Here is a 25,323-nt window from a genome sequence, read left to right as displayed (position 1 = left end):
TAATTGTCAAAAAATTCAGTAGGTTGTAGAATGATATTATTCTACTAAGCTAGGGGGAACTTATATGCAACATGCCTTTATTACGCTTGTACCTAAATCCAATCAACACTCTGTTTCAACAGATGATATAAAACAACTTTTTCAGTACTATAAAACAGTTACTTCCCAAACCGGAGTTCAAATTAATTACGCTTATACAAATACCGCTTTTCCTTATGAAATTTTAGATACATCAGCAACAACATTAAAACTTCAATCCAGTCATGATCGATATGACTCAATTTATGTCGGTGTTGGAATAGAAAATGAACAATCTTTCATTCAAATTTCTTTACCCTCTAATGCAACATTTGGTGATAAAGGGAAAGCAAATGAATTTTGCCGTTTTCTAGCGAAGAAATTAGAAGGAGAATTACAATTATTTAATGGAAGGATAATGTATTTCTATAAACGTTAGTTTAAAAACAAAAATAAACGATTAGAAAAATCATACTATTCGTGCAAGTGAGAAGCATTGCTTTTCTCCTTGCACTTAGTATGACATACGCTATCACATACGCTAAATAAAAGAATATGAGAAAAAGAAAAATTTTATAATGAAGTTTATCACGACTTGACAATAATAACACTGCTGAAAATCCACTCCATAAAACTAGATGTAAAAATGAAACTAGCGTAATTTTCATAGCGTTACCTCCTATTTCTTCTATTATATTGTGCAGCCCATCCCTCTCCTTATTTTAAAAACAAACTTTTACGTGTATAAAATATTTGAAGCTTCTACTTACTCTATGATTTATCTTCTACCATTTATGTAAGCTCTTAATTATTTTATATGCCAAAACTTCCTCGTTTTTTACGTTACATTCTCTTTCTTTCCTTACAATATAGATTATTCCATTAGTAGCGTGGTATAATTCCTTTGGATTAACTATAGAAAGGAATCAATGATACATGGTATTTAGTAACCTATTTTTTTTATGTCTTTTTTTACCTGCAATTCTTCTAGTGTACTATTCAGTACGTAAAGAATTACAAAACATCGTTCTTTTGTTATTTAGTTTATTATTTTATGCCTGGGGAGAGCCTATATATGTCTTCCTTATGCTTTTTTCTATTTTCATTAACTATTGGTTCGGGTTATGGCTTAATACAGGACAAATATCTAATACAAATAGAAAACTCATTCTTACTATAGCAATCGTCATCAATATTGCTATACTAGGATATTTTAAATATGCTAATTTCTTAGTAGATAATATAAACGGGATTTTTCATACAAACATTGTACTCGAAAAAATCCCATTACCAATCGGGATTTCATTTTTCACTTTCCATGCAATGAGTTATATTATTGATATTTACAAAAGAAAAGTAGAGGCTCAGCGAAATCTGTTTGATTTGGCGCTATACTTTACTATTTTCCCTCAATTAGTTGCGGGACCAATTGTTCGGTATAACACAATAGCTCATCAATTACATGTTAGAACCGTTAATGCTGATATGTTTTCAGAAGGCATTCGTCGTTTTATCCTTGGATTAGGAAAAAAAGTTTTGATTGCAAATCAATTGGGAGCTATTGCCGATGAAATATTTGCAATGGACCCAGCAACAATGAGCGTATCTACTGCTTGGATTGGTGCGATCGCTTATACATTACAAATTTATTTCGATTTTTCAGGCTACAGTGATATGGCCATTGGATTAGGAAAAATGTTCGGGTTTGATTTCTTAGAAAACTTCAATTATCCGTATATATCAAAATCGATTTCTGAATTTTGGCGTCGCTGGCATATTTCCCTTGGTTCATGGTTCCGTGATTATGTCTATATCCCACTAGGTGGCAATCGAGTATCTAGCTGGAAAATCTATCGTAATCTCTTTATAGTATGGGCGCTAACAGGTTTTTGGCATGGGGCTAGTTGGACATTTATGATTTGGGGTATCTATTACGGATGTTTAATTGCTTTGGAAAAATCCGGTTTTGAGAAAATCTTGCAAAAATTATGGTGGCCAATTCAACATGTATACGTGCTGTTTTTAGTGATTATCGGTTGGGTTTTCTTCAGAGCTGACAACTTTAGCTACTGTTCTAAATTTTTACAAGCAATGTTCGGATTAAATGGATCGTTGACTGACATTACTAGTTATTTCTATGTGATGAATTATTGGGGAATCTTTATACTTGCAATAGTGACATCAGCTCCAATTTTCTCTTGGATCAAGACTCTATTTGTAAATAAAAAGATAGTACTTTTATCTCCACTTTACTATTTGAGTGTTTTAATCATTACTATGATGTACTTAACGAATGCAACTTACAATCCATTTATTTACTTCCGCTTCTAAAGGAGGGCTAACTATGAAAAATTTAACTAATCGTATATTAATCACTGGATTTCTCGCTATTATTTTCGGGATGTGTATATGGACAGCCAAAATAATATATTGGGATAAAAAAAGTTTTTCTGATTTTGAAAACAGAGAATTAGCTTTAGATCCAGTCCTAACTATGGATACTATAAAATCCGGAAAATATTTCAAAGATACTGAATTACACTTTACAGATCATATTGCCGCACGAGATAAATTTATTGAAACTTACACAAAGTTGCAATTAAAATTCAATCGCACTTTTGTAAATAATAATTTCGTCGCAGATGACGGTTTCATTTTGTCTGCACCTACAAATATTGATATGCGTGATCAAATAAAACAATCTGTAAGTGAACTAGACAACTTAAGAAATCAATTTACAAAAACAGAATTTTATTTCCTGTTAGCTCCAAGTAAACTAACGACATTTTCGTATAAGTACCCACCATATGTAGATCGTGGGTATGATCAAAAACATCGTGATTATTTTGTACAAGAATTACAGAAAATAAATTTTCCATTTATTGATGTTCTACCTGCTATTCAAAAAGAATTTACTCACGAACAATTAGAAGAACTATACTTTAAAACGGATCACCATTGGAATATGAAAGGTGCGTTTTATGCATACGAACAAACAATGAATTACATTGCTAATCACTCTAAAGTATTTACAGGAAATGTTGTTAATCGAGATGATTATAAAACCACTATAGAAGAACCTAATGGACAATTTATCGGTAGTTGGAATAGACAATTATACAAATTAATAAAAACACCTGAAACAATTCCATATGTACATTTAAAAGAAAACCCAAATGTGTGGGATAATTATACTGTCTATCTCGGTCCAAAATCAGAAGAAACAAGTAAAATACCGATGAAAGAATTCTTTGCAGTGAACAAAAAGAAGCTTTCACCAGACTATGCATCGGTTTATCAAACAGACTATTCACAGATTAACATCTTAAATCCAAATGCAAAAAGTAAATTGCATGCTGTCATTATTAAAGATTCTTATGCAGATGCAACTTATCCTTTATTCGCACAAGAATTCGAACAAACAACTTTTATTGATCCACGATTTGGGGCAAGTAAAAATATTAAACAAGATCTTGAAAAACTAAATGCTGATATCGTCTTATTTCTTTATAATGACACTAGTACAAGTAAACAAATGTATCAATTTGAAAATAAAGAATAAAAAACAAGAGGTGAATCATTCCGATTCACCTCTTGTTTTTCTATTCATATAACACATACATAAAAAACGTCTTCTAAATTTAGAAGACGTTTTTTTATTATTTTACAATGTGAATTGGCATTCCAAGAGCAACTTCAGCTGCTTCCATTGTGATTTCACCTAATGTTGGGTGAGCGTGGATTGTTTGAGCGATATCTTCAGCTGTCATTCCAGCTTCGATAGCTAAACCAATCTCAGAGATAATATCAGAAGCACCTGCGCCTGCAACTTGAGCACCTACAAGAAGACCATCTTCTTTACGTGTTACAAGTTGTAGGAAACCGTCAGTGCTGTTTAATGATAACGCACGACCGTTTGCAGCGAATGGGAACTTAGATACAGTTACAGTCATTCCTGCTTCTTCAGCTTGTTTCTTAGTGTAACCAACAGATGCTAATTCTGGATCAGTGAAGCATACTGCAGGAATTCCGATGTAATCGATAGCTGATGCATGGCCACTAATTGCTTCAACAGCTACTTTACCTTCGTAAGAAGCTTTGTGAGCTAATGGTGGTCCAGGAACGATATCACCGATTGCATAGATGTTTGGTACGTTTGTACGGCATTGCTCATCGATTTCGATGATACCGCGGTCAGTCATTTTAACTCCAACTTGCTCAAGACCGATTTCTTGAGTGTTTGGACGACGACCTACAGTTACTAATACGTAATCTGCTTCTACAGTTTGGATTTCACCTTTAACTTCGAAGCTAACTTTTACGCCAGTTTCTGTTTCTTCAACGCCTTTAGCCATAGCTTTTGTATGGATATTTACGTTACCTTTCTTTTGAAGAGCACGTTTAACAACAGAGCTCATTGCTTTTTCAAAACCAGCTAAGATTTCGTCGCCAGCTTCTACTACAGTAACTTCTGTACCGAAGTTAGCATATGCAGTACCTAATTCCATACCGATGTAACCGCCGCCGATTACAACAAGTTTTTTAGGAATTTCAGGTAAGCTTAAAGCACCTGTAGAGTTGATAACACGTTTAGAGTATTTGAATCCAGGAATTTCGATTGGTGTAGAACCAGTTGCAAGAACAGCATTTTTAAACGTATACGTTTGAGCTGCATCTTCAGTCATTACGCGTAATGTGTTAGCATCTACGAAGTAAGCTTCACCGCGAATGATTTCAACTTTATTACCTTTAAGAAGGCCTTCAACACCGCCAGTTAATTTCTTAACTACGCCGTTTTTCCATTCTTGAACTTTTGTAAAGTCAACTTTTACGTTCTCTGCAGTGATACCCATGTCATCAGAATGCATTGCATTCTCATAACGATGACCTGCATTGATTAACGCTTTTGAAGGAATACATCCAACGTTTAAGCATACGCCACCAAGGTTAGCTTTTTCAATGATTGCTACCTTTTGACCTAATTGTGCTGCACGAATTGCCGCAACGTATCCACCAGGACCTGCACCAACAACGACTGTATCTAATTCAATTGGGAAATCTCCTACTACCATTGTTATTACGCCTCCATTACTAATAATTGTGGGTCATTCAATAGACGTTTAATTTGGTTTAATGCTTTTTGAGCAGTTGCGCCGTCAATTAAACGATGGTCAAAGCTTAGAGATAATGCTAATACTGGAGCTGCAACGATCTCACCATTTTTCACAACTGGCTTCTCAGCGATACGGCCGATACCAAGGATTGCTACTTCTGGGTGATTGATAACTGGAGTGAACCATTGTCCACCTGCAGAACCAATGTTTGTAATTGTGCAAGAAGCACCTTTCATTTCAGTTGGAGCTAAACGACCTTCACGGGCTTTACCAGCAAGATCATTGATCTCGTTAGAAATAGTGAAGATAGACTTGCGATCTGTATCTTTAACAACTGGTACTAATAGACCTTTGTCTGTATCAGCTGCGATACCGATGTTGAAGTAATGTTTGTGAACTACTTCTTGAGATGCATCGTCTAAAGAAGTGTTTAACATTGGGTATTCACGTAATGCAGATGTTAAAGCTTTAACAACGTACGGAAGGTAAGTTAATTTAATACCTTTGTCAGCTGCAACAGCTTTGAACTTCTTACGGTGAGCAACAAGCTCAGTTACATCAACTTCATCCATTAATGTTACGTGAGGAGCTGTATGCTTAGAGTTAACCATTGCTTTCGCAATCGCTTTACGGATACCACTCATTTTCTCACGAGTTTCTGGATATTCACCAGCTGGGATTGGTTGTGCTTTTGGTGCTTCTTCTTTCGCTGCTGCTGGAGTAGCTTCTACTGCTGCTGGAGCCTCAGTTGCTGCTACAGTTTGTCCACCATTTGCAAATGCATCGATGTCAGCTTTCACAACGCGACCGTTCTTACCAGATCCAGCTACTTTATGAATATCTACACCTTTTTCACGAGCATATTTACGAACAGATGGCATAGCGATAACGCGCTCATTTACTACTTCTGCAGTTGCTGCTGGAGTAGCTTCCGCTGCTGGAGCTTCTACTGCTGCTTCTTCAGCTTTTGGAGCTTCATCATGATCGTCACCTTTAAATTTAAGGTTTTCGTATCCAGGAGCATCAAATTTAATTAATGTATCTCCTACAATTGCAACTGTTCCTTCTTCTACAAGTACTTCAAGTACTTTACCTTTAACAGGAGAAGGGATTTCTACTACTGCTTTATCATTTTGTACTTCAAGAAGTACATCGTCTTCATTTACTTCATCGCCTGGTTTAATAAACCATTTTACGATTTCACCTTCGTGGATACCTTCACCGATATCTGGTAGTTTAAATTCAAATGCCACGGAATTCAGCCCCCTGATTCATTTCATTATTATGGAATATGTACAAAAGAAACCAGCATGTGCTGATTTCTTTTGCACATGAAAAACTAAAAATTAGAAGTTCATTACTTTGTTAACAGCTTCAACAATATCTTTATGGTTTGGTAACCATACGCTCTCAGCTTGAGAGAATGGGAATACTGTATCAGCAGCTGCAACACGTACAACTGGAGCTTCTAAGTTTAAGATTGCACGGTCGTTAATTTCCGCTACAACGTTAGCTGCAATACCAGCTTGTTTTTGAGCTTCTTGAACTACAACTACGCGGCCTGTTTTTTCAACAGAAGCGATGATTGTTTCGATATCTAATGGTTGAACTGTACGTAAGTCAACAACCTCTAAAGAGATACCTTCTTTTTCAAGTTCTTCAGCAGCTTTTAATGCAGCATGAACCATAGCACCATAAGCGATAACAGATACATCTGTACCTTCACGTTTGATATCAGCTTTACCTAAATCAATTGTGTATTCACCTTCTGGTACATCTTGACGGAATGAACGGTACAATTTCATATGCTCTAAGTAGATAACTGGATCGTTGTCACGAATCGCAGAGATTAAAAGACCTTTTGCATCGTATGGAGTAGATGGAATAACAACTTTTAGACCAGGTTGTTGAGCCACTAATCCTTCTAAGCTATCAGCATGTAGTTCAGGAGTATGAACACCGCCACCGAATGGAGAACGAACTGTTACTGGAGCAGTCCAACGTCCGCCAGAACGGTAACGCATACGAGCTAATTGACCAGAAATTGAATCCATTACTTCATAAACGAAACCGAAGAATTGGATTTCTGGAACTGGACGGAATCCTTCAAGTGCAAGTCCAACTGCAAGTCCACCAATACCAGACTCTGCAAGTGGAGTATCCATTACACGATCTTCACCGAATTCAGCTTGTAAACCTTCAGTAGCACGGAATACACCGCCGTTTACACCAACGTCTTCACCAAACACAAGTACGTTAGGGTCATTTTTCATTTCAACGCGTAAAGCATCAGTGATTGCTTGAATCATTGTCATTTGAGCCATGGCTTACTTCGACTCCTTTTCTTTGTAAATTTCATATTGTTCAGCTAAGTTGTAAGGCATTTTTTCGTACATGATTTCCATTAAATCAGTAACTTTTTGTTTTGGAGCTTGGTCAGCCTTAGCAATTGCTTGTTTGATATCTTCTTTTGCTTCTTCAATTACTTTCTCTTCAACTTCTTGAGACCATAGGCCTTTAGTTTCTAAGAACTTACGGAAGCGTACGATTGGATCCTTTTGTTCCCATTCGTTTTCGATATCTTTTGTACGGTAACGAGTTGGGTCATCACCAGCCATTGTATGTGGACCATAACGGAATGTTAAAGTCTCGATTAAAGTAGGGCCTTCGCCATTTACTGCGCGCTCACGAGCGAAAGCAGTTGCTGCGTATACAGCTAATGGATCCATACCGTCTACTTGAATTCCGTAAATACCTGCTGCTACTGCTTTTTGTGCTACAGTTTTAGCTGCAGATTGCTTTTCTACTGGAGTAGAGATTGCATAACGGTTGTTTTGAACAACGAAGATTGCTGGAGCTTTGAATGCACCCGCAAAGTTCATACCTTCGTAGAAGTCACCTTGTGAAGCACCACCGTCACCAGTGTAAGTAATTGCAACAGATTTTTTACCACGTAGTTTCATACCTAACGCAACACCAGCAGTTTGGATGATTTGCGCACCGATAATGATTTGTGGAGCTAATGCATTTACATTCTCAGGCATTTGGTTACCCATGAAGTGTCCACGAGAGAATAAGAATGCTTGATATAATGGAAGTCCGTGCCATACTAATTGTGGTACATCACGGTATCCTGGTAAGATGAAGTCTTCTGCTTCAAGTGCGAAATGACTCGCTAATTGAGAAGCTTCTTGTCCAGCTGTAGGTGCGTAGAAACCTAAACGTCCTTGACGGTTTAAAGAAATAGAACGTTGATCTAATACGCGAGTATACACCATACGACGCATTAATTCTTTTAATTGATCATCAGATAATTCAGGCATAGCTGCTTCATTCACAACTTCACCGTTTTCATTTAAAATTTGTAATGTTTCAAATTGAGCTGCGATAGCTTTCATTTGCTCATCAACATTAAATAGGGTCTTTTTTGTTTTAGTACCCATTCCGTTCACCTCTTCCTCTCTTGAACCATATTCTGAAACGCTTTCACTGGCTATTTTCCAGTTTAAAAAGCGCAACGATGTAAACCAACATGTTTATCTGTCGGTTGAGAATAATTTTGTGTACCTAACAATCTGTACTAATGTTTTTTCAGAAACATATTAATACAATCTTGATCACGTTTTTTAGTTTACAACTATTCTAATTACGATGTCAATTACTTTGAATACGTTTTTTTATAAATAATATGCAGGTTTCTACTACACAAACGTGTTTTTATTTTTTACATCTGTATTAGTAAGCGTTGACCTACTGTTATATTATTCCCTTTTTCACTTATTTTTTCTCTTAGAATAATATGTAAACGATTTAATTCTCTTTAGTTTTTCTCTCTTCGTAACAAAAATATACAAACTATCCTTCCTTTTTTAGGTAAATACCTATACATTTCTCCCCTCTCTTCCATACATTATAGTAACCGCAGTATTAGCGGGAAATGAAAAAGGAGGTCATCTCATGTACGGATACTCATATTGCTATCCAACTTGTTCATATCCTTCCTACGGTTATGGCGGTTCTTGTGGCGGATCTGGACGCGGCTTTGCCTTAATCGTTGTGTTGTTTATCCTTTTAATTATCGTTGGTGCTGCTTGCATTCGCTAATGTAAAATGAAACAACTATGGAAAGAAACAGACGGCTTTGCCGTCTTTTCTTTTTATCTCATACATAACTCCTCTATAGAAGAACGATTTGCAAATAGTTACCCTTACTTGCCGATGACTTTTCTCATCTCCTTTGGTAGACTAAAGAGGAAAGGAGAGATTACATATGCTTACAATGAAAGATGTTATTCGCGAAGGAGATCCTATTTTGCGCAACGTTGCAGAAGAGGTGTCATTACCGGCAAGCGAAAAAGATACAACTACCTTAAAAGAAATGATTGAATTTGTAATAAATAGCCAAGATCCTGAAATGGCTGAAAAATATAGTTTACGCCCTGGAATCGGATTAGCGGCTCCGCAAATCGGTGTTTCAAAAAAAATGATTGCAGTTCATGTAACCGATGCGGACGGTACATTATATAGCCATGCATTATTCAATCCAAAAATCATTAGCCATTCTGTTGAACGTACATATTTACAGGGTGGTGAAGGCTGTCTATCTGTAGACCGCGAAGTACCTGGTTATGTTCCTCGTTATACAAGAATTACAGTAAAAGCGAATTCTATTAACGGAGAAGAAGTAAAATTACGTTTAAAAGGTTTACCAGCAATCGTATTCCAGCACGAGATTGACCATTTAAATGGTGTTATGTTCTATGACCATATCAATAAAGAAAATCCTTTTGCCGCTCCTGATGATTCAAAACCTTTAGAGCGCTAATAATAAAAAGGCGGGAATTAATCTCCCGCCCCTTTATTTTATGAAATGGGTTCCATATTTACTTATAACAAGCCAGCCCATTTTAATCCATGATATATACCGTCTTCACTTACATCCTTTGTCACATGATTTGCAAGTTTTTTCAAATCTTCATGACCATTCCCCATCACAATGCCTGTCCCAACTGCTTCAATCATTTCTAAATCGTTTAAACCATCCCCAAATGCATACACTTGTTCACGGCTAAATCCTAATTTTTCAATGAACTTCTCAATCCCTTTTGCCTTAGAACCACCATTAGGAATGATATCCATTGAATACGCATGCCAACGAATAAAATGAAAATCTGGATATTGATTAATAAACTTTTCCTCTTCATTTACTTCACAAAAAAGAAGCGTTTGATAAATATCGCGTTTTTCGTAAAAATCAGGTTCATATGCCGGATGCTCGAACTGCAAGCTTCCAAAACCTTCTTTCACATAATCATGATATTCCACTGTCGCTCTCATTTCTTGATGATCAAGATATACAAGTGGATATCCTTCTTGTTTTGCAAACTGAGTAAACTTATGCAAGGCAGCTGGGTGTAACGGATTATTAAATACTACTTCATCTTCAAAGACAACATACTGTCCATTAAAACTAACATAATTATGTATATTGAGTTCCTTACGAATATCTTCAAACATAAACGGTGCGCGTCCTGTCGCAATTGCTACATGCACCCCTTTTTCCTGCAAATGTCTTACTGCATCTCGTGTAGATTGCGGAATTTTTTTATCGTGATCTAATAATGTTCCATCAATATCAAAAAAGACAATTTTATCATTCATTTGTCAAAACCCTTTCTGGCACTCTTTACTCCTATTTTGATAATCGCTTTTCAAATTCTAAAAAAAAGTATAACATATTAAACATCTGTGAAGAAAGCGTTCACTTTCTGACCTTATTTATGAAACATGCATATATATATTAGTAAAAAGGGTGAATACTTGTTCTAATGAATTTTCTTGTCCATTCTTCCTCATACTATATCTATAACTAACGGCTACTAATCGTTACTATAGAATAACTTTCACTGTATGAGAAAGGACAAGGTTTTCCATTCACTTTCCCCTCTTTCTTATGTCAGAGATAGAGTTTTCACTAGTAATATGCATGTTTAGAATAAGGAAAGGAAGGAGTAATCATGCTGAAGAAGCTGAAGAAAAAGCTTAAGCGTTATTTAAACGATTTAGTCCGGAAGAAGACAATCGCTTAAATTATGCCCATTTCGGGCTTTTTCTTCATTCTCATTCGAAAAAACATGAAAATCGTGACTGTTTGCTTTATAATAAGTAACAGATAATGCAAAACATAGACAAGGAGAGGTTTTCCAAATGATTTTTAAAGTATTTTATCAAGAAAAATTAACTGAGGTCCCAGTACGTGAAAATACAAAAGTTGTATATTTAGAGGCTACGTCTGAAAAGGATGTTCGTAAAAAATTAAATAAGTTCGCATATAATATCGAGTTTGTTCAGTCTGTTACTGGCGCTCATCTTGAATATGAAAAACAAAACGCTGATTTAGTATTAGCGGAGATTGTATAGCCATATGAAATTTCTAAAAAATGATCAAGTTGCCGTTTTTGCTCTCGGTGGTCTTGGTGAAATCGGTAAAAATACATATGCTGTTCAATTTCAAGATGAAATTATTATAATTGACGCTGGAATTAAATTTCCAGAAGACGAACTCCTCGGGATCGATTATGTAATACCTGATTACACTTATTTTGTGCGAAACGAAGATAAAATTAAAGGATTATTCATTACACATGGTCACGAAGATCATATCGGTGGAATCCCTTATCTATTACGTCAAGTAAACATTCCAATTTACGGTGGAAAATTAGCAATTGCACTAATAAAAAACAAATTAGAAGAGCACGGATTACTTCGTAAAGCGAAGCTTTATGAAATTCAAGAAGATGATGTTATTAAATTTAAAAAGACATCTGTTTCCTTCTTCCGTACAACTCACAGTATTCCGGATTCATACGGAGTTGTTGTGAAAACACCTCAAGGACAAGTCGTTCATACAGGTGATTTCAAATTCGATTTCACACCAGTCGGTGAGCCAGCAGATTTAACAAAAATGGCTGAAATCGGAAAAGACGGTGTACTTTGTCTCTTATCTGACAGTACAAACAGTGAAGTTCCAAACTTTACGATGTCTGAGCGCCGTGTTGGCGATAGTATTCAAGATATATTCCGCAAAGTAGAAGGTCGTATTATCTTCGCAACCTTTGCATCGAATATCCATCGCTTACAACAAGTTGTTGAGGCTGCTGTTGAAAATAATCGTAAAGTAGCTGTATTTGGTCGAAGTATGGAAGCAGCTATCGAGATTGGACAAAACCTTGGGTATATCCGATGTCCAAAAGATACATTCATAGACACATCTCAACTAAACCGCCTACCAGCTAATAAAGTGGTTATTTTATGTACTGGTAGTCAAGGTGAACCAATGGCAGCACTTTCCCGTATTGCGAATGGTACTCATCGTCAAATTCAAATTATTCCTGGCGACACAGTTGTTTTCTCTTCTTCACCAATCCCTGGTAACACAATTAGTGTAAGTCGTACAATTAACATGTTGTATCGTGCTGGTGCTAATGTAGTCCATGGCAAGCTGTCAAACATTCATACGAGTGGACATGGCGGACAAGAAGAGCAAAAACTAATGCTACGTCTAATTAAACCAAAGTATTTCATGCCAATTCATGGTGAATATCGTATGCAACGTATGCATATGAAATTAGCGAATGATTGCGGTATTCCAGAAGAGAACTGTTTCATCATGGATAACGGAGATGTTCTTGCCTTGCGTTCAGATGAAGCAAGTGTAGCTGGAAAAATTCCATCTGGTTCTGTCTATATTGATGGAAATGGTATTGGAGATATCGGTAATATCGTATTACGCGATCGTCGCATCCTTTCTGAAGAAGGGCTTGTAATTGTAGTTGTAAGCATTGATATGAAAGAATTTAAAGTTGCAGCAGGACCTGATATCATCTCGCGTGGTTTCGTTTATATGCGTGAAAGCAGCGATTTAATTAACGATGCTCAAACATTGATTACAACACATTTAGAAAAAGTAATGGAACGTAAAACAACACAATGGTCTGAAATTAAAAATGAGATTACAGACACATTAGCACCATTCCTGTACGAAAAAACGAAACGTCGCCCAATGATTTTACCAATCATTATGGAAATATAAGAAAAAGGACAATGCCTTCATGGCATTGTCCTTTTCTCTTATCTTAAAAAGTGTTTAAAACGATCTACTTCGTCATCATGACCAATTACAATTAATATATCCCCCGCTTGAATATTTTCCGTAGCTCGAGGAGAGACGATAACTTCTTTACCACGTTTAATTGCTACAATATTCAATCCAAACTTCGCACGAATATCTAATTCAATTAAAGAGTGCCCATCAATTTTTTTATTTGCAATAATCTCTACAATACTATGCTCATCTGAAAGCTCAAGATAATCTAATACATTACTTGATGCAATATTATTAGCAATCCGTTTTCCCATATCACGCTCTGGATGTACAATGTGATCTGCACCTATCTTACTTAATACTTTTTCATGATAGTCATTTTGAGCTTTTACAGTAATATTTTTTACACCTAACTCTTTCAAAATTAACGTTGTTAAAATACTTGAATTTAAATTATCTCCAATAGCAACGACTACATGATCAAAATTACGAATGCCGAGACTTTTCAATACCATCTCATCTGTTGAATCTGCAATTACAGCATGTGAAGCTATATTTGCAAACTCATTAATTTTATCCTCATCTGAATCAATTGCCATTACTTCCATACCTAATTGAGCTAGTTCTCGGCAAATACTTCCACCGAAACGCCCAAGCCCGATGACAGCAAATTCTTTTTCTTTCTCACTCACAGGAATTCCTCCAATAACTTCAAGTACTATGTATTTTCATTGTAACATACTTTATATACGTCACAAAAACGTGTAAATCATACTTATTTTTGTTTTTGTATATAAAAATATTGTTGTAAATAAAAGGCGATACCAACAAGTAACATACCAAATACAAATATATTTCCAAACGAACTAAATGTTTCAAAAACGAACAATAACGTTTCTTGGCCGAAAAAAGCAAATAGAAGCTGCGTAAAAGCAAATACAAGCGCCCATATGTAATGATGTTGATGGAATAAATAATGCGTTGCGCCTAAAAAAGCAATAAATGAAACGATGAAAATCCACCAATTTTCTAACAACAGTTGCCAATTAGAAAATTGGTATCCATTCACTAATATCGCAATAATCCCGATAACCGCCATTGTTGGCACACTCCAGAATAGTGCTCGCCCTCTAAAGAAGCGGGTACCTTGAACATCTCCTTTTTCATATGCAATGTATGTTAGTACTACTGTACTTATATACAAAACAGAAAGAATCGTTAAAACGATAATAAGCCAAAAGTGTAATTGATAATATTCATGCTCTATATTTGTCACGATTGCAGCTAGCATACACGGGATTAACATTCCCGTCCAACCATCTACTTTTCTTTCATTCCAAAAGACCGTATTACCAATTCGTATACCTAGCAGCATAAAAATAATGATACCTAGTACAAATAATGTAGTTTTATTCCCTACTAAACTCGTTGAGAAAGCAATTAATCCAATAAATAAAAAGAGCACAAACCCATTCATAATTTCTAGTACAGGTGATAAATACCTCTTCACCCATTTGTATGTTTCGTCATATTCATTATTATCTACTAGACGATAGGCATAAAAACTTATTCCAAAATAAACCGCCGCAATAATAACATACGCATATAAGACGAAACATAAAATCGCACTGCTAATTTGCACGTAATTCCCCACCCTTTTTTCTATGTTTCACATTGATTTTACACACTTTTCATACTAAAAGTAAACATATATAAGTTAGTCAAATAATTAATAATGAGCAGTGGCTAAAACCCCCTGCTCATTATTAAAACAGTACAATTAACTTTAATTCTTTCATTTGTATGTAAATGTCTAAAATCAATCTATACGAGCGTTACTTACACCTCAGAACAAAAAGTTTTTTGGAACCTTCAAGAAAGCGGAAGTTTTATTTTCTATTTCCTTTCCACTTTACATATTGGCTTAAAAATGTAATTGCCTTTTCAATCACTTCTTCATCTGGTTTTAATTTCGCATGATGTAAACCATATTCTGAATTTACTCCAAGCCAAAACATAAATCCAGGGATTTCTCGAAGCATATAACCAAAATCTTCACCTGTCATTGCCTCAGTACATGTAATAACATTCATATCAGTTTGTTTATGTACAAATTGCATAAACTCTCTCGTTAACTCTTCGTGGTTATATACTTGATGATACATTGCTCCGTAATCTATAATCGCCTCACACTGGAAAGAAGCTTCGATACCTGCAACAATTGCCTCAATTCTGCTTTTCACACGCTTCATTGATTCCACTGATAATGTTCGAATCGTTCCTTCTAAACGAGATTTTTCTGCGATAATATTTTGAACTGTACCACCTGTTATTTTTCCAATTGTAATTACCGCACTGTCAAGAGGATTCACATTACGACTTATAACGGATTGAAGTTGTGTAACAAGGTGACTGGCTGCAACAATCATATCATTCGCAGTATGTGGATAAGCCGCATGTCCACCTTTTCCTTTTAAATCAACATATAATTCTGATGTATTCGCAAATAACAGACCTTCTTTTGTCGCAATTGTTCCTACAGCGTATTCTGGTGCAATATGAAGACCAAGAATTATATCAGGCTTCCATCCTTTTAGCTCTTCACTTTCTAACATAGGAAGAGCGCCACCTGGGCCTTCTTCTGCCGGCTGGAATAGAAACACAAGGTCATCATCTATTCTTTCACTCACAGCTGCTGTTAGGAGGCCTAGACCAATTGTTGTATGCAAATCATGTCCACATGCATGCATCATTCCTTTATGTACAGAAGCAAATTCGTATCCAGTTTCCTCTGTTATTGGCAAACCATCTATATCTGCACGATAACCTATTATTTTCTCTGGGCTTTTCCCATTTACTTTAACAATTACACCTGTTTTCCATGTTCTCACTTCCAAATATTCGTTAGGAAGTGTTTCTATATACTCTAAAATGTACTGTTGTGTTTTCCACTCTTTAAATCCAATTTCCGGGATTTTGTGTAAATCTCTACGAACTTGGACAAATTTGCTTACTGTCATTTTTGCACCTCTATCTATAAAAAGCGCAAGAGCCTATTTATGCTCTTACGCTTTTTGTTTTTTATTTCTCTGGGTTTAATTGACGAAGCTCTTGTTTGATTTCAGTTTTCGCTTTTGTCTTCTCATCAATTTCTTTAATTACACGTGCTGGAGTTCCCGCAACAACTGTATATGGAGGCACATCTTCTGTTACAACAGCTCCTGCTGCTACAACTGCACCTTTACCTACTGTAACGCCCTCTAAAACAACTACATTTGCACCAATTACAACATCGTCTTCAACGATAACTGGTTTTGCAGAAGGTGGCTCAATAACACCCGCAAGTACAGCACCTGCACCTACGTGACAGTTTTTCCCAACCGTTGCACGTCCACCAAGCACTGCGTTCATGTCGATCATAGTACCTTCGCCAATTACAGCACCGATGTTAATTGTTGCATTCATCATGATAACAGCGTTGTCACCAATTTCAACGTGGTCACGAATAATTGCGCCTGGCTCAATACGAGCTTTAATGCCTTTTAAATCAAGCATTGGGATTGCAGAATTACGACGATCGTTCTCAACTACATAGTCAACAATGTGCTTGCTATTTTCATCAAGAATTGTCTTAATTTCAGACCATTCTCCGAATATTACACCAGATTTTTTATTTACAAATGCTTGTACTGTTTCAGGGAACGTTACTTCTTTTAAATCCCCTTTTATGTATACCTTTACAGGAGTTTTCTTTTCACTTTTTTGAATAAACGAAATAATTTCGTTAGCGTCCATCATTTTCATTCTTGTTGCCTCCTAAATCCATTTATATTGTTACTCTACCAAACGATAGAGCGAGTAGCAAGACAATAATCTTATTTTTCCCTTTGAATTTCTTCTATAATTTCTAAAAACGCTTGTACTTGCTTCAATTGTCTTGCTGATTCACTCGTTAACAACCATGTTTCTCTCGTTAATTGAACAGGTGTTTTATACATATTTTCCTGCACTTCTTTTAATACTGTAGAAGGCAATAACGCATAACCTATACCATTTAGAACAAGTTGTTTGCACGTCTCAATTTGATCAACTACAATTGTTCGCTTAGGTGGGTTAGAAAATAACCCATACCACCAATTTTGTATTTGACCATAATAAGTCGAATCACTTTTAAATTGAATAAATGGTCTATTTGTTTCTTTTAACATCGAAATATCTTTTATTTCTTTATCGACTAAATATAATTCATCTTCAAATAATTGTTGCTTTTGTCCTTTATATTCCTGTGATCCCCTTAATATAGCTACATGAACATCGCCCTCATAAAATTGCTTTTGCACTTCACTACTCCAGCCAGTAAACAGCGATATCTTCACAGAAGGATACTTTTGTACAAACTTTTTCAACACAGGAGGGAGCCAATATTGACCAATAACCGATGCAACAGCTATTTTTAACGTTCCATATGTTTCCGTTCTAAAAACTGCCAGTTCGCTCTTAATATTCTCTTCTCTTTGTAACATTTCTTTTGCATAATTTGCGACTTTTTCCCCTTCAGGTGTAATTGTCAATCCTTTTTGTGAACGAATAAAAAATTTCATTCCCCATTGTTTCTCCATAGATTGTAATCGTTGACTAAGCGCAGGTTGGGAAACAAATAAACGTTCCGCCGCTTTTCTCATATTTGATTCCTGGGCTAACACAACCATCATTTGAAAATCATCAATTTGCAACTTTCTCCCTCTTTCCTTAGCTTCCATACACCTTATTTCAATAAGCTTTTCATCCTGAATTTAACTGAATACTTTTATACAAAAAATACAATTTTTCAGTTCGAACTTTCCTTATGTTTTATGTCTTTTTAAATATAATACATACACAACTGATATGCACGAAAAAAAGTGACTTCTCCGTTTCTATGAAGTCACTTTCCTCCTATTATCTATCGATTATGCTGCCGTACTTTTTTATTCAATAATTTTAAAATAGCTCTACGTGTTAAAATCCCCTCGAAATACCCTTCTTCATTTACAGCACAAATAAAAGGATGATCAATTGTCATTTCTAAAGCTTTTGCAAATGAATCTTCTAACTTAAGAACCGGAATATCTTCCTTCATCACTTGTTCTACTTTCATATCATCAAGTCTTTCAAACTCAATGCGCTCTAACCCTAACATACCATCTAAAATCATAGCAGTACTAATCAACCCATGTAATTTATACATTGGGTCTAAAACAGGTATTGCCGAATATCCAGATTTCACAAGAACGAGTAAAGCATGCTCTAATCCATTCCCAATTTGGACATGTGCTACTTTTTCTGATGAAATCATTAAATCTTTCACAAAAATTTGCTGAAACTCGTCTTTCGGAATACTAATCATGTTACATCCCCCATTTTCTCTTTTTCCTGCTTATATTCATCGACTCTATTCTTATTTTATGACAGCGTTTTCATATTATTATTTTGTCCTAACTTTATTTCAATAAAAATACAATTACACAGCTATTTTAGCATACAACATAAAAAAAAGACTACCATTACGGTAGCGCTTAATACCCTTTATTTTTTAATCTGTAAAATAACCTTGTGATTTTTTTATATTGCATCACATCTGTCTGTTTCAAACCATTCTCAATATCTGTAAGTTCTACAGCTAAAATTTCACTCGCATAATTTTGTTGAAATAGAATATCTAGTAACAAACTTTCTTCTTCTTTCGTTAAAACAAATTCCCTTTGCATATACCCCTCTCCTTATAATCCCATCGTTACTCTCATTATATAAAATTTCCAACTTATTTAGTAGATGTAATATTCAGTTTTTAATAAAAACATGTAACAATTGTAACCATATAAAAATTATTTCGTATATCGATTTGCATAACTAAATGCCGCATAAGCATCCGGCTTAATTTTTGCAGTTAATCCCATCGCTTGAATTTTCGCTGTCATATCTAAAATAAATTCTTTTGTTAAACCATCATTCCCTATGTCCAAATGAATTTCCATTATGAACCCAGCCCCATCTTGAGCATATGGATGCAATAAATCCCATATGGTTTGTATATGGTTAGGAGTAAATAGGCAAGCGATTTCTTGACTAAACTGTGTTTCTAAATATATTTTCTCCCGTAATGTTGCCGGCTTATCTTTTACTGACCTATGGTGTAAACATCCCCAAGCCCCTTTTCCAACACGGTGAATATGGATTGCCGTAATAAATCTCGTATCTTTTTGATGTGCCTGTGAGTCTGTCCCAATAGATAATCGATATAAATTTCGTGGATCCTTTTCAATGAAACTACAAATGCGGTTAAAGACCGTATCAAAATTCAAATGTCTCTCTGAAACATTATAGAATTTATGCCAACCGTCCACATAGTCACGTCCTTTCCATTAGACAGACTTTTCGTATTCTCATTGTATGGGACAAAAACAAAAATTATAACTTACTATCCTTTATTCGTCTCAATATTTCGCATTACAAAATGACAAACTTGGCAAGTATAAATTACATTTTGATTCGATTGAGCCGTTAATACATGAATAATCTCTGCAGAATTGTGGCAATTAGGACAGATCACAACTGGTAAACGTTCCACATAACACACCTCCTATTTATTTTTATCACGCTATTTTCGAGCAGTAAAACTCCTGATTGATGTAGGCCAATCATCAGTCGATAATAAGCACTTCCACTGATTAAAGTCTTATTTTATTACCATTGTAGGAAAAACGAAAAATTCCTATACATATATACTGGAAAGTAAAAGAACTAAAAAAGGTACTGCCATAGGCAGTACCTTTTTTATATGTATCAAGAAATGATATCGTAAATCTCAATTGCAACCATATCGATATTATCGAATTGATACACTTGAGGTTTTTCACCTTGTTGATACACTTCTAATTCATACATTTCACTTTTATCGAAAAATTTCACGCTACATTTGCGCTCACCGTTCACTTCAAAATAGCGTTGTGCTACTTCACCGCTTACAGCTTGTTCTTGTAGACTAACAAGTCGTGTTAAAATTCCTTGGAGTAGAGACATGAAATCTCTCCTTTCTCTAATCTTCCTACCAATAGGTTTTACAGCTATACTCATTCTATCCGTCATAACAGAAAAAATGTTCCACAGTCTAGGATAAAGGTTATTGGCCAGAAACTCAACTAAAAATTTGTCGAAATGCAAAGGAAAACACAGAAAGAACATCTTTTTCCTTCTTTATTGCGATTTCCATACTGGAATAATATAATAAAAAACAGAAAAAAGGAGGAATTACAATGAAAAAAATTGAGGTTTACACACAACCTGATTGTCCGCCATGTGTCATTGTGAAAGAATTTTTAAAGCATAATAACGTTGCATATGAAGAATTTGACGTAAAAAAAGACGCTGCTGCTCGCGATCGCCTTTTATACGACTATGATTCCTATTCAACTCCAACAGTTGTAATCGACGGTGAAGTGGTTGCAGGTTTTCAAATCGAAAAATTACAACAGCTACTCAATATAGAATAGGAATAGGTAAATACCTATTCCTATTTTTATCTCGTTATTTATGGGCAGTAAAACTCCCGATTGATGAAAGCTAATAATCAGTGGGATATAAAGCCCCCACTGATTAAAGTTGCACTTTATAATTGTTGTAACCTTTTTATTTCAGTTAAAAGTTCTTGGCTTTCATGATACCCTGCTAATTTCCATTTATCTTGATCCCTTTTCAATGTTACAATTTGATATTGTCCACTTTTCGCCCGCTCATATACATATAAATTTTTATGCTCTTCATCATACGCCATTTTCGTTTCCGAATTAAAAGAAAACGGTGCTTCTTTTGCTGGAAGTAAATATTCACCACTTTGTTTATCACTTCTACTATTTTCATCTGTAAATACTTGAAGGAAATTATCTGTAAAATACGGTGATAACGTCTCTATCATCTTATTCATCGGCAAATGCTTCCCGCGAATTGAAAATTGGGTTTCATAGCCTTTTTGTATCGTTGTAAACACGTCTTTCCGATCGACTTTCAATTCCTCTTTTCCTAAAACAGTTGTAACACTATAACCAACTAGAAAGGCAACACATACAAATAGAACAAGCCATATTCCATATTTCCTCATTTTTTCACCTTCCTTTTAAAAGAACTTGTCTTTGTAGTATTCATTGTAACAATGATTATGCAAAGAAAGGGATGGTTTCGTTCGTAAAATCTTTACAACGATAGACAGCATTTTCATCACCATTTTCACTATTACCAATTTCTGATAAAAACAAACAAAAAAATGCACGAATCTCTTCGTGCATTAAAATAAAACATCTTCTTCATATAAATATTCATAAGATAAATCTATAAATAAAAAGTTTTCATCATCAATCGGGAAAGAAAATGTTCGTACCATTTCACCAGTTTCAATATCGGCATATAAATCTGAAAGTCTCGCCTTATTTTCAAAACGCATTTTCATAATATTCTCAAGAAAATACGGACGCCAACTCCAGTTCTTCATATAATACTCCGGCATCACAATCCATTCCCCATCTTTTTTCATAACATTACCTGATTGTTGAAAACCATCTTCATTGCAAATAAATATGCGAAAACTACATTGTGATATACTTTGGCTAAATTGTAATAACCAATCATTTATATCTTCATTCTTTTTTTGTTTTGACAGAACATCACCAATTCGATCACGTAACATCTCTGTTAAATGATAAATTTTTTGCAACTTCTTTTTCTCATGCTGAATAAATTGATGACATTCATTACCAAGTCTCTCTTTTAAAACATTCGTTTCAATAAAATCAGGTAAACATTCTTTTAAATAATTACCTTGATAGTATCTACCACCGTTTTTCCAAGCATATTGTAGTTGATAAAAAGCATCAATTTCTTCATATAACAACGTTGCACCAATTCTTCTTGCAAGTAAAGATAAGGAATATAAAATATCTTGATAAGATTGTATAAGTGCAGTTTGCCTTAAGTTTGTTAAATCTACTTTTAAAATATCAGGTGCTAACACGCTAATACGTTCTAAATTACTTGTACCCGTTCCAACTTTATTAATCGAAATCTGAATACCATATGTACGATAATACATAAGCAAATGATTAAATTGCTCAATATCTTCTTTACATTCATGCTCTGTTATCTCTAAAACAATGTGGTTCAAATTTAAACCTTGTTTTTCATACATCAATAAAAGTTGAAGTAAACTTTCATCTTCGTCATTCATTAATACGTTAGCATTTCGATGTATAAATAATAACAATTTTTGATTGCTTTCTAAATAACGGTTTAAAGCTGTTTCTACTATAATATTATCCGCTTCCAGTTGAAACTCACTTGGAATAGAATCATCATGAAAGAACGAAGCTAAACTTTGTATGCCCTCTTCTGTTTGAATACGTCCTACTACTTCATATCCAATTACTGTATGTTCATCAGCACTAAAAATAGCTTGATAATAAGGAAGGACTTTATCCAAGTTACTCATTACATCTAATGCATCTATCAACGTGCTTCCCTCCCTTTACTTTTCAAAAATTATAACACGATATTTACGGAAAAATAATAAAAAATCCCTTCAGTTTTCCTGAAGGGATTAGAGGGGTAAAATGCTAAGGGGAATTAGCAATTCTACTATGAAGAAAAAAGAGGTCTTAAATATACCGTATATATGACCTCTTGTAAATACCTTTCTTTCACATGTCACAATTCCGTCACATTTTACCACAAAAAAATGAATCAAACATTCATTTGGTCATCCCTCTTAAAATGGATATTGATGCAAGTGTTGTCCTCCATCCATTGTCATGCATGTTCCATTTATGTATGCAGCTTCATCTGAACATATATAATAAGCTAGACCCGCAATTTCTTCTGGCGTACCTAGTCTTCCAAGTGGCACACTTTGTAGTGTACGCTTAGCCATTTCTTCTGAAATCCATAATTTATCGGCACCGCCCGTACGTTCAATCGGCCCTGGTGCGATAGCGTTAACTCGTATTCCATATTTACGTCCCCACTCAACAGCAAGCGTTTTAGTCATTGCTAATACGCCAGCTTTTGCTGCAGCCGAATGAATAACTCCTGGACCTGCATCCCATGCATATGTCGCTACCATATTAATGATATTTCCTTTTATACCTTTCTCAATCCAATACTTCCCGACAGCTTGACTGCAATAAAATGTACCATTTAACACAATATTAATGACCGAATTCCAGCCATTCACAGATAAATCTTCTGCTGGACAAATAAAGTTGCCAGCTGCATTATTTATTAAAATATCAATTCGTCCGAACTTTTCATCAATATGTTCAATCATTTTCTGAATATCTTCAGTATTTCGTACATCCATTTGTACAGGCAATATTTGCTCTGGAAACTGTTCAATCTCTAACTTTGTTTCCTCCAGTTTTTCTTTTGTACGCCCTGTAATAACAACTCGTGCCCCTTCTTTTGCAAAACGAGTTGCCATTCCTTTTCCCATTCCACTCGATCCACCTGTTATAATTACTACCTTCTCTTTCATATATATCCCTCCCAAAAATGAATACACATTCATTTTATCATTTTATTTGATAGAAATCTTTATATTTTTAAACTTTTCTGATATTTTAACTTAAAGAGACTTCTTTTCATTCATTTTTCCGTAAGCTATACTACTTCTTTATTATTTTAAATATATTAAAAAAAACTGAAAGGAGATTTGAGTAGCCTGTATATGGAACGAAAACACATGATATAAATCAAATAGGTATACTCATACTTTTATGAAGCAAATTACACGAAGAAATTTTTTGAAAAATGGAATACGCACTTGTCTATATTCATTTATAACCACTAGTATCGGTTACTATTACGCTAAATACATAGAGCCGCATATGATCTCTTTTACAGAGCACACACTAAAATCACAGCTCATACCAAAAAGTTTTCATGGTATGAAGATTCTTCAATTTAGCGATTTACATCTCGGATACTATTTCTCGCTCCAACATTTATCTCAAATCATTTCTAAGATTAATGCTGCAAACCCAGATATTGTCCTTTTTACTGGTGATCTCATTGATAATTACCAAACATATACTGATACTCCTTTCGTTGCATCCATTTTAAAGAATATACATGCACCCTTCGGTAAATTTGCTATTTATGGTAACCATGATCACGGCGGATATGGAACTGAATACTATGATCACATCATGCGTGAATCTGGATTTGAACTATTACTAAATAGCGAAAAACGAATTCGTCTACTGGATAATAGTGAAATTTCTATTTTCGGACTCGATGATATACTACTTGGCAAACCAAAAATAGCGGAAACACTACAACAAGCGCGGCAAAATACTTATAACATTGTTCTTGTTCACGAGCCAGATATTGCGCCACAAATTGCTACATATCCAATCAACTTGCAACTTTCTGGTCATAGCCACGGCGGACAAGTAAAAATCCCTTTTTTAGGTGCTATCGTTACCCCATCACTTGCCAAACACTACATTGAAGGCTTCTATTCCATTCAAGACTTATCTCTCTATGTCAATCGCGGACTTGGAAGAACACGTGTCCCATTCCGGTTTATGTCAAAACCTGAAATTACACTCTTCACCCTACAACATTCGTAATAATTCGCCTATTTTCTTACATATCCTTTCTTGTACGCGCTCATCCACGTTTCGTTTACCATATGATAAAAGTGAGTCCAATAAAGGAGGTTTGTTCATGTATCCATATTATCAACCAATCCCAGTTCGTTCAGCACCTATTGGCCCAGTAGGCGACTCACGATTCTTTCCGTTTTTTGGCGTTCCATTTCTAGCTGGAATTGCTGGTGGATTGCTCGGCGGAGCATTAGCTTTCGGCCCTAGACCATTTTATCCACCTTATCCACCACCTTACCCGCCACCAGCACCTTATCCTTGTTATGGTGGACCTTGTCAACAACCATACTATTATTAATGTATGCCAACAATTCTACCAACGCTATTCTCTCTATTCGACAATCGATTAATATGCTTACAATAAAAACTATTCTCTCTACACATTCTTCTATTTTGA

General features: G+C 35.2%; 30 protein-coding genes. 10 read left to right on the top strand and 20 right to left on the bottom strand.

The features are described 5' to 3' along the window. Nucleotides 1-64: 64 nt before the first annotated feature. Complete coding sequence (locus DPQ31_RS18980) at nucleotides 65-457, top strand: DUF1885 family protein (RefSeq protein WP_001163290.1); 393 nt, start codon at nucleotides 65-67, stop codon at nucleotides 455-457. A 1-nt stretch (nucleotide 458) separates the two neighbouring features. Here DPQ31_RS18980 and DPQ31_RS18975 read toward each other — a convergent pair whose 3' ends face one another. Next, a complete protein-coding gene (locus DPQ31_RS18975; RefSeq protein WP_000705227.1) occupies nucleotides 459-686 on the bottom strand; it encodes a hypothetical protein in 228 nt (75 codons plus the stop codon). Between the two features lie 268 nt (nucleotides 687-954). Between DPQ31_RS18975 and DPQ31_RS18970 the strand changes: the two genes are divergently transcribed. Both DPQ31_RS18970 and DPQ31_RS18965 read left to right on the top strand, forming a co-directional pair. Beyond that, a complete protein-coding gene (locus DPQ31_RS18970; protein ID WP_208730881.1) occupies nucleotides 955-2,349 on the top strand; it encodes an MBOAT family O-acyltransferase in 1,395 nt (464 codons plus the stop codon). Between the two features lie 13 nt (nucleotides 2,350-2,362). Continuing rightward, nucleotides 2,363-3,580, top strand: coding sequence for a DHHW family protein (locus DPQ31_RS18965; RefSeq protein WP_208730880.1), 1,218 nt, complete (start codon nucleotides 2,363-2,365; stop codon nucleotides 3,578-3,580). A 97-nt stretch (nucleotides 3,581-3,677) separates the two neighbouring features. Here the strand turns inward: DPQ31_RS18965 and lpdA are convergent, their stop codons facing one another. From lpdA to pdhA, 4 genes are all read right to left on the bottom strand, one after another. Beyond that, nucleotides 3,678-5,090 carry a dihydrolipoyl dehydrogenase gene (gene lpdA, locus DPQ31_RS18960; RefSeq protein ID WP_000260104.1) on the bottom strand — a complete coding sequence of 471 codons (1,413 nt, stop codon included), beginning with the start codon at nucleotides 5,088-5,090 and terminating at the stop codon, nucleotides 3,678-3,680. Between the two features lie 5 nt (nucleotides 5,091-5,095). Continuing rightward, nucleotides 5,096-6,385 (bottom strand): pyruvate dehydrogenase complex dihydrolipoyllysine-residue acetyltransferase, encoded by a 1,290-nt coding sequence (gene pdhC, locus DPQ31_RS18955; RefSeq protein WP_000863414.1) that lies wholly within the window; start codon nucleotides 6,383-6,385, stop codon nucleotides 5,096-5,098. Between the two features lie 93 nt (nucleotides 6,386-6,478). Then, a complete protein-coding gene (gene pdhB, locus DPQ31_RS18950) occupies nucleotides 6,479-7,456 on the bottom strand; it encodes a pyruvate dehydrogenase complex E1 component subunit beta (RefSeq protein ID WP_000068166.1) in 978 nt (325 codons plus the stop codon). Nucleotides 7,457-7,459: 3 nt separating this feature from the next. After that, on the bottom strand, nucleotides 7,460-8,575 hold the full coding sequence (gene pdhA / locus DPQ31_RS18945; RefSeq protein ID WP_000536896.1) for a pyruvate dehydrogenase E1 component subunit alpha: 1,116 nt from the start codon (nucleotides 8,573-8,575) through the stop codon (nucleotides 7,460-7,462). A 514-nt stretch (nucleotides 8,576-9,089) separates the two neighbouring features. Here pdhA and DPQ31_RS18940 point away from each other — a divergent pair. Both DPQ31_RS18940 and def read left to right on the top strand, forming a co-directional pair. Beyond that, the gene (locus DPQ31_RS18940; RefSeq protein WP_000274562.1) at nucleotides 9,090-9,236 is read left to right on the top strand and encodes a YjcZ family sporulation protein; all 147 of its coding nucleotides are present in this window, start codon (nucleotides 9,090-9,092) and stop codon (nucleotides 9,234-9,236) included. A gap of 166 nt (nucleotides 9,237-9,402) precedes the next feature. Beyond that, nucleotides 9,403-9,957: a peptide deformylase gene (gene def / locus DPQ31_RS18935; protein ID WP_208730877.1), complete on the top strand. Its 555-nt coding sequence runs from the start codon at nucleotides 9,403-9,405 to the stop codon at nucleotides 9,955-9,957. 62 nt (nucleotides 9,958-10,019) lie between these two features. Here the strand turns inward: def and DPQ31_RS18930 are convergent, their stop codons facing one another. After that, the gene (locus DPQ31_RS18930; protein WP_000998284.1) at nucleotides 10,020-10,793 is read right to left on the bottom strand and encodes a Cof-type HAD-IIB family hydrolase; all 774 of its coding nucleotides are present in this window, start codon (nucleotides 10,791-10,793) and stop codon (nucleotides 10,020-10,022) included. Nucleotides 10,794-11,339: 546 nt separating this feature from the next. Here DPQ31_RS18930 and DPQ31_RS18925 point away from each other — a divergent pair. Continuing rightward, nucleotides 11,340-11,552, top strand: a complete 213-nt coding sequence (locus DPQ31_RS18925) for a DNA-dependent RNA polymerase subunit epsilon (protein WP_000576438.1) — start codon at nucleotides 11,340-11,342, stop codon at nucleotides 11,550-11,552. 4 nt (nucleotides 11,553-11,556) lie between these two features. Beyond that, complete coding sequence (rnjA, locus tag DPQ31_RS18920) at nucleotides 11,557-13,224, top strand: ribonuclease J1 (protein WP_000670378.1); 1,668 nt, start codon at nucleotides 11,557-11,559, stop codon at nucleotides 13,222-13,224. Between the two features lie 38 nt (nucleotides 13,225-13,262). On the opposite strand, the gene DPQ31_RS18915 is transcribed toward rnjA, so the two are convergent. From DPQ31_RS18915 to DPQ31_RS18870, 10 genes are all read right to left on the bottom strand, one after another. Further along, complete coding sequence (locus tag DPQ31_RS18915; protein WP_001290442.1) at nucleotides 13,263-13,928, bottom strand: potassium channel family protein; 666 nt, start codon at nucleotides 13,926-13,928, stop codon at nucleotides 13,263-13,265. 83 nt (nucleotides 13,929-14,011) lie between these two features. Continuing rightward, nucleotides 14,012-14,878 carry a hypothetical protein gene (locus tag DPQ31_RS18910; protein WP_001167326.1) on the bottom strand — a complete coding sequence of 289 codons (867 nt, stop codon included), beginning with the start codon at nucleotides 14,876-14,878 and terminating at the stop codon, nucleotides 14,012-14,014. 247 nt (nucleotides 14,879-15,125) lie between these two features. Next, entirely contained in the window at nucleotides 15,126-16,256 is a 1,131-nt protein-coding gene (locus DPQ31_RS18905; RefSeq protein WP_208730876.1) for an N-acetyldiaminopimelate deacetylase, read from the bottom strand. A gap of 61 nt (nucleotides 16,257-16,317) precedes the next feature. Beyond that, nucleotides 16,318-17,040, bottom strand: a complete 723-nt coding sequence (gene dapD / locus DPQ31_RS18900; protein ID WP_208730874.1) for a 2,3,4,5-tetrahydropyridine-2,6-dicarboxylate N-acetyltransferase — start codon at nucleotides 17,038-17,040, stop codon at nucleotides 16,318-16,320. Nucleotides 17,041-17,111: 71 nt separating this feature from the next. After that, nucleotides 17,112-17,996, bottom strand: coding sequence for a transcriptional regulator CcpC (locus DPQ31_RS18895; RefSeq protein ID WP_002039481.1), 885 nt, complete (start codon nucleotides 17,994-17,996; stop codon nucleotides 17,112-17,114). A 182-nt stretch (nucleotides 17,997-18,178) separates the two neighbouring features. Continuing rightward, nucleotides 18,179-18,622 carry a cyclic-di-AMP-binding protein CbpB gene (gene cbpB, locus DPQ31_RS18890; RefSeq protein WP_097956934.1) on the bottom strand — a complete coding sequence of 148 codons (444 nt, stop codon included), beginning with the start codon at nucleotides 18,620-18,622 and terminating at the stop codon, nucleotides 18,179-18,181. Nucleotides 18,623-18,791: 169 nt separating this feature from the next. After that, nucleotides 18,792-18,983, bottom strand: coding sequence for an antirepressor AbbA (gene abbA / locus DPQ31_RS18885; protein ID WP_199631944.1), 192 nt, complete (start codon nucleotides 18,981-18,983; stop codon nucleotides 18,792-18,794). A 117-nt stretch (nucleotides 18,984-19,100) separates the two neighbouring features. After that, a complete protein-coding gene (locus DPQ31_RS18880; protein WP_199631945.1) occupies nucleotides 19,101-19,619 on the bottom strand; it encodes a ribonuclease H-like YkuK family protein in 519 nt (172 codons plus the stop codon). 74 nt (nucleotides 19,620-19,693) lie between these two features. After that, entirely contained in the window at nucleotides 19,694-19,843 is a 150-nt protein-coding gene (locus tag DPQ31_RS18875; protein ID WP_000440536.1) for a hypothetical protein, read from the bottom strand. Between the two features lie 215 nt (nucleotides 19,844-20,058). Beyond that, a complete protein-coding gene (locus tag DPQ31_RS18870) occupies nucleotides 20,059-20,295 on the bottom strand; it encodes a YkuJ family protein (RefSeq protein WP_000055152.1) in 237 nt (78 codons plus the stop codon). Between the two features lie 233 nt (nucleotides 20,296-20,528). Here DPQ31_RS18870 and DPQ31_RS18865 point away from each other — a divergent pair, with 233 nt between their 5' ends. Further along, the gene (locus DPQ31_RS18865) at nucleotides 20,529-20,765 is read left to right on the top strand and encodes a glutaredoxin family protein (protein ID WP_000717871.1); all 237 of its coding nucleotides are present in this window, start codon (nucleotides 20,529-20,531) and stop codon (nucleotides 20,763-20,765) included. Nucleotides 20,766-20,881: 116 nt separating this feature from the next. Here the strand turns inward: DPQ31_RS18865 and DPQ31_RS18860 are convergent, their stop codons facing one another. The 4 genes from DPQ31_RS18860 to fadH all read right to left on the bottom strand — a co-directional run bounded on the left by DPQ31_RS18860 (nucleotide 20,882) and on the right by fadH (nucleotide 23,791). Next, on the bottom strand, nucleotides 20,882-21,370 hold the full coding sequence (locus DPQ31_RS18860) for a DUF3993 domain-containing protein (RefSeq protein ID WP_001233803.1): 489 nt from the start codon (nucleotides 21,368-21,370) through the stop codon (nucleotides 20,882-20,884). Nucleotides 21,371-21,425: 55 nt separating this feature from the next. Further along, nucleotides 21,426-21,554 carry a hypothetical protein gene (locus DPQ31_RS18855; protein ID WP_000544074.1) on the bottom strand — a complete coding sequence of 43 codons (129 nt, stop codon included), beginning with the start codon at nucleotides 21,552-21,554 and terminating at the stop codon, nucleotides 21,426-21,428. Beyond that, complete coding sequence (locus DPQ31_RS18850; protein ID WP_208730872.1) at nucleotides 21,554-22,771, bottom strand: EAL domain-containing protein; 1,218 nt, start codon at nucleotides 22,769-22,771, stop codon at nucleotides 21,554-21,556. Before DPQ31_RS18850 ends, DPQ31_RS18855 begins: the two co-directional genes overlap by 1 nt. A 255-nt stretch (nucleotides 22,772-23,026) precedes the next feature. Beyond that, a complete protein-coding gene (gene fadH / locus DPQ31_RS18845; protein ID WP_208730870.1) occupies nucleotides 23,027-23,791 on the bottom strand; it encodes a 2,4-dienoyl-CoA reductase in 765 nt (254 codons plus the stop codon). Nucleotides 23,792-24,032: 241 nt separating this feature from the next. Between fadH and DPQ31_RS18840 the strand changes: the two genes are divergently transcribed. Both DPQ31_RS18840 and DPQ31_RS18835 read left to right on the top strand, forming a co-directional pair. Then, nucleotides 24,033-24,890: a metallophosphoesterase gene (locus DPQ31_RS18840; RefSeq protein WP_208730868.1), complete on the top strand. Its 858-nt coding sequence runs from the start codon at nucleotides 24,033-24,035 to the stop codon at nucleotides 24,888-24,890. A gap of 97 nt (nucleotides 24,891-24,987) precedes the next feature. Beyond that, nucleotides 24,988-25,224 carry a hypothetical protein gene (locus DPQ31_RS18835; RefSeq protein WP_000283739.1) on the top strand — a complete coding sequence of 79 codons (237 nt, stop codon included), beginning with the start codon at nucleotides 24,988-24,990 and terminating at the stop codon, nucleotides 25,222-25,224. Nucleotides 25,225-25,323 lie beyond the last annotated feature (99 nt).

The organism is Bacillus sp. COPE52 (assembly GCF_003355115.1).
GTDB classification, from domain to species: Bacteria; Bacillota; Bacilli; order Bacillales; family Bacillaceae_G; genus Bacillus_A; species Bacillus_A toyonensis.
The sequence above is the reverse complement of the archived record's forward strand: the minus strand, read 5'-3'. Positions and strand labels throughout refer to the sequence as shown.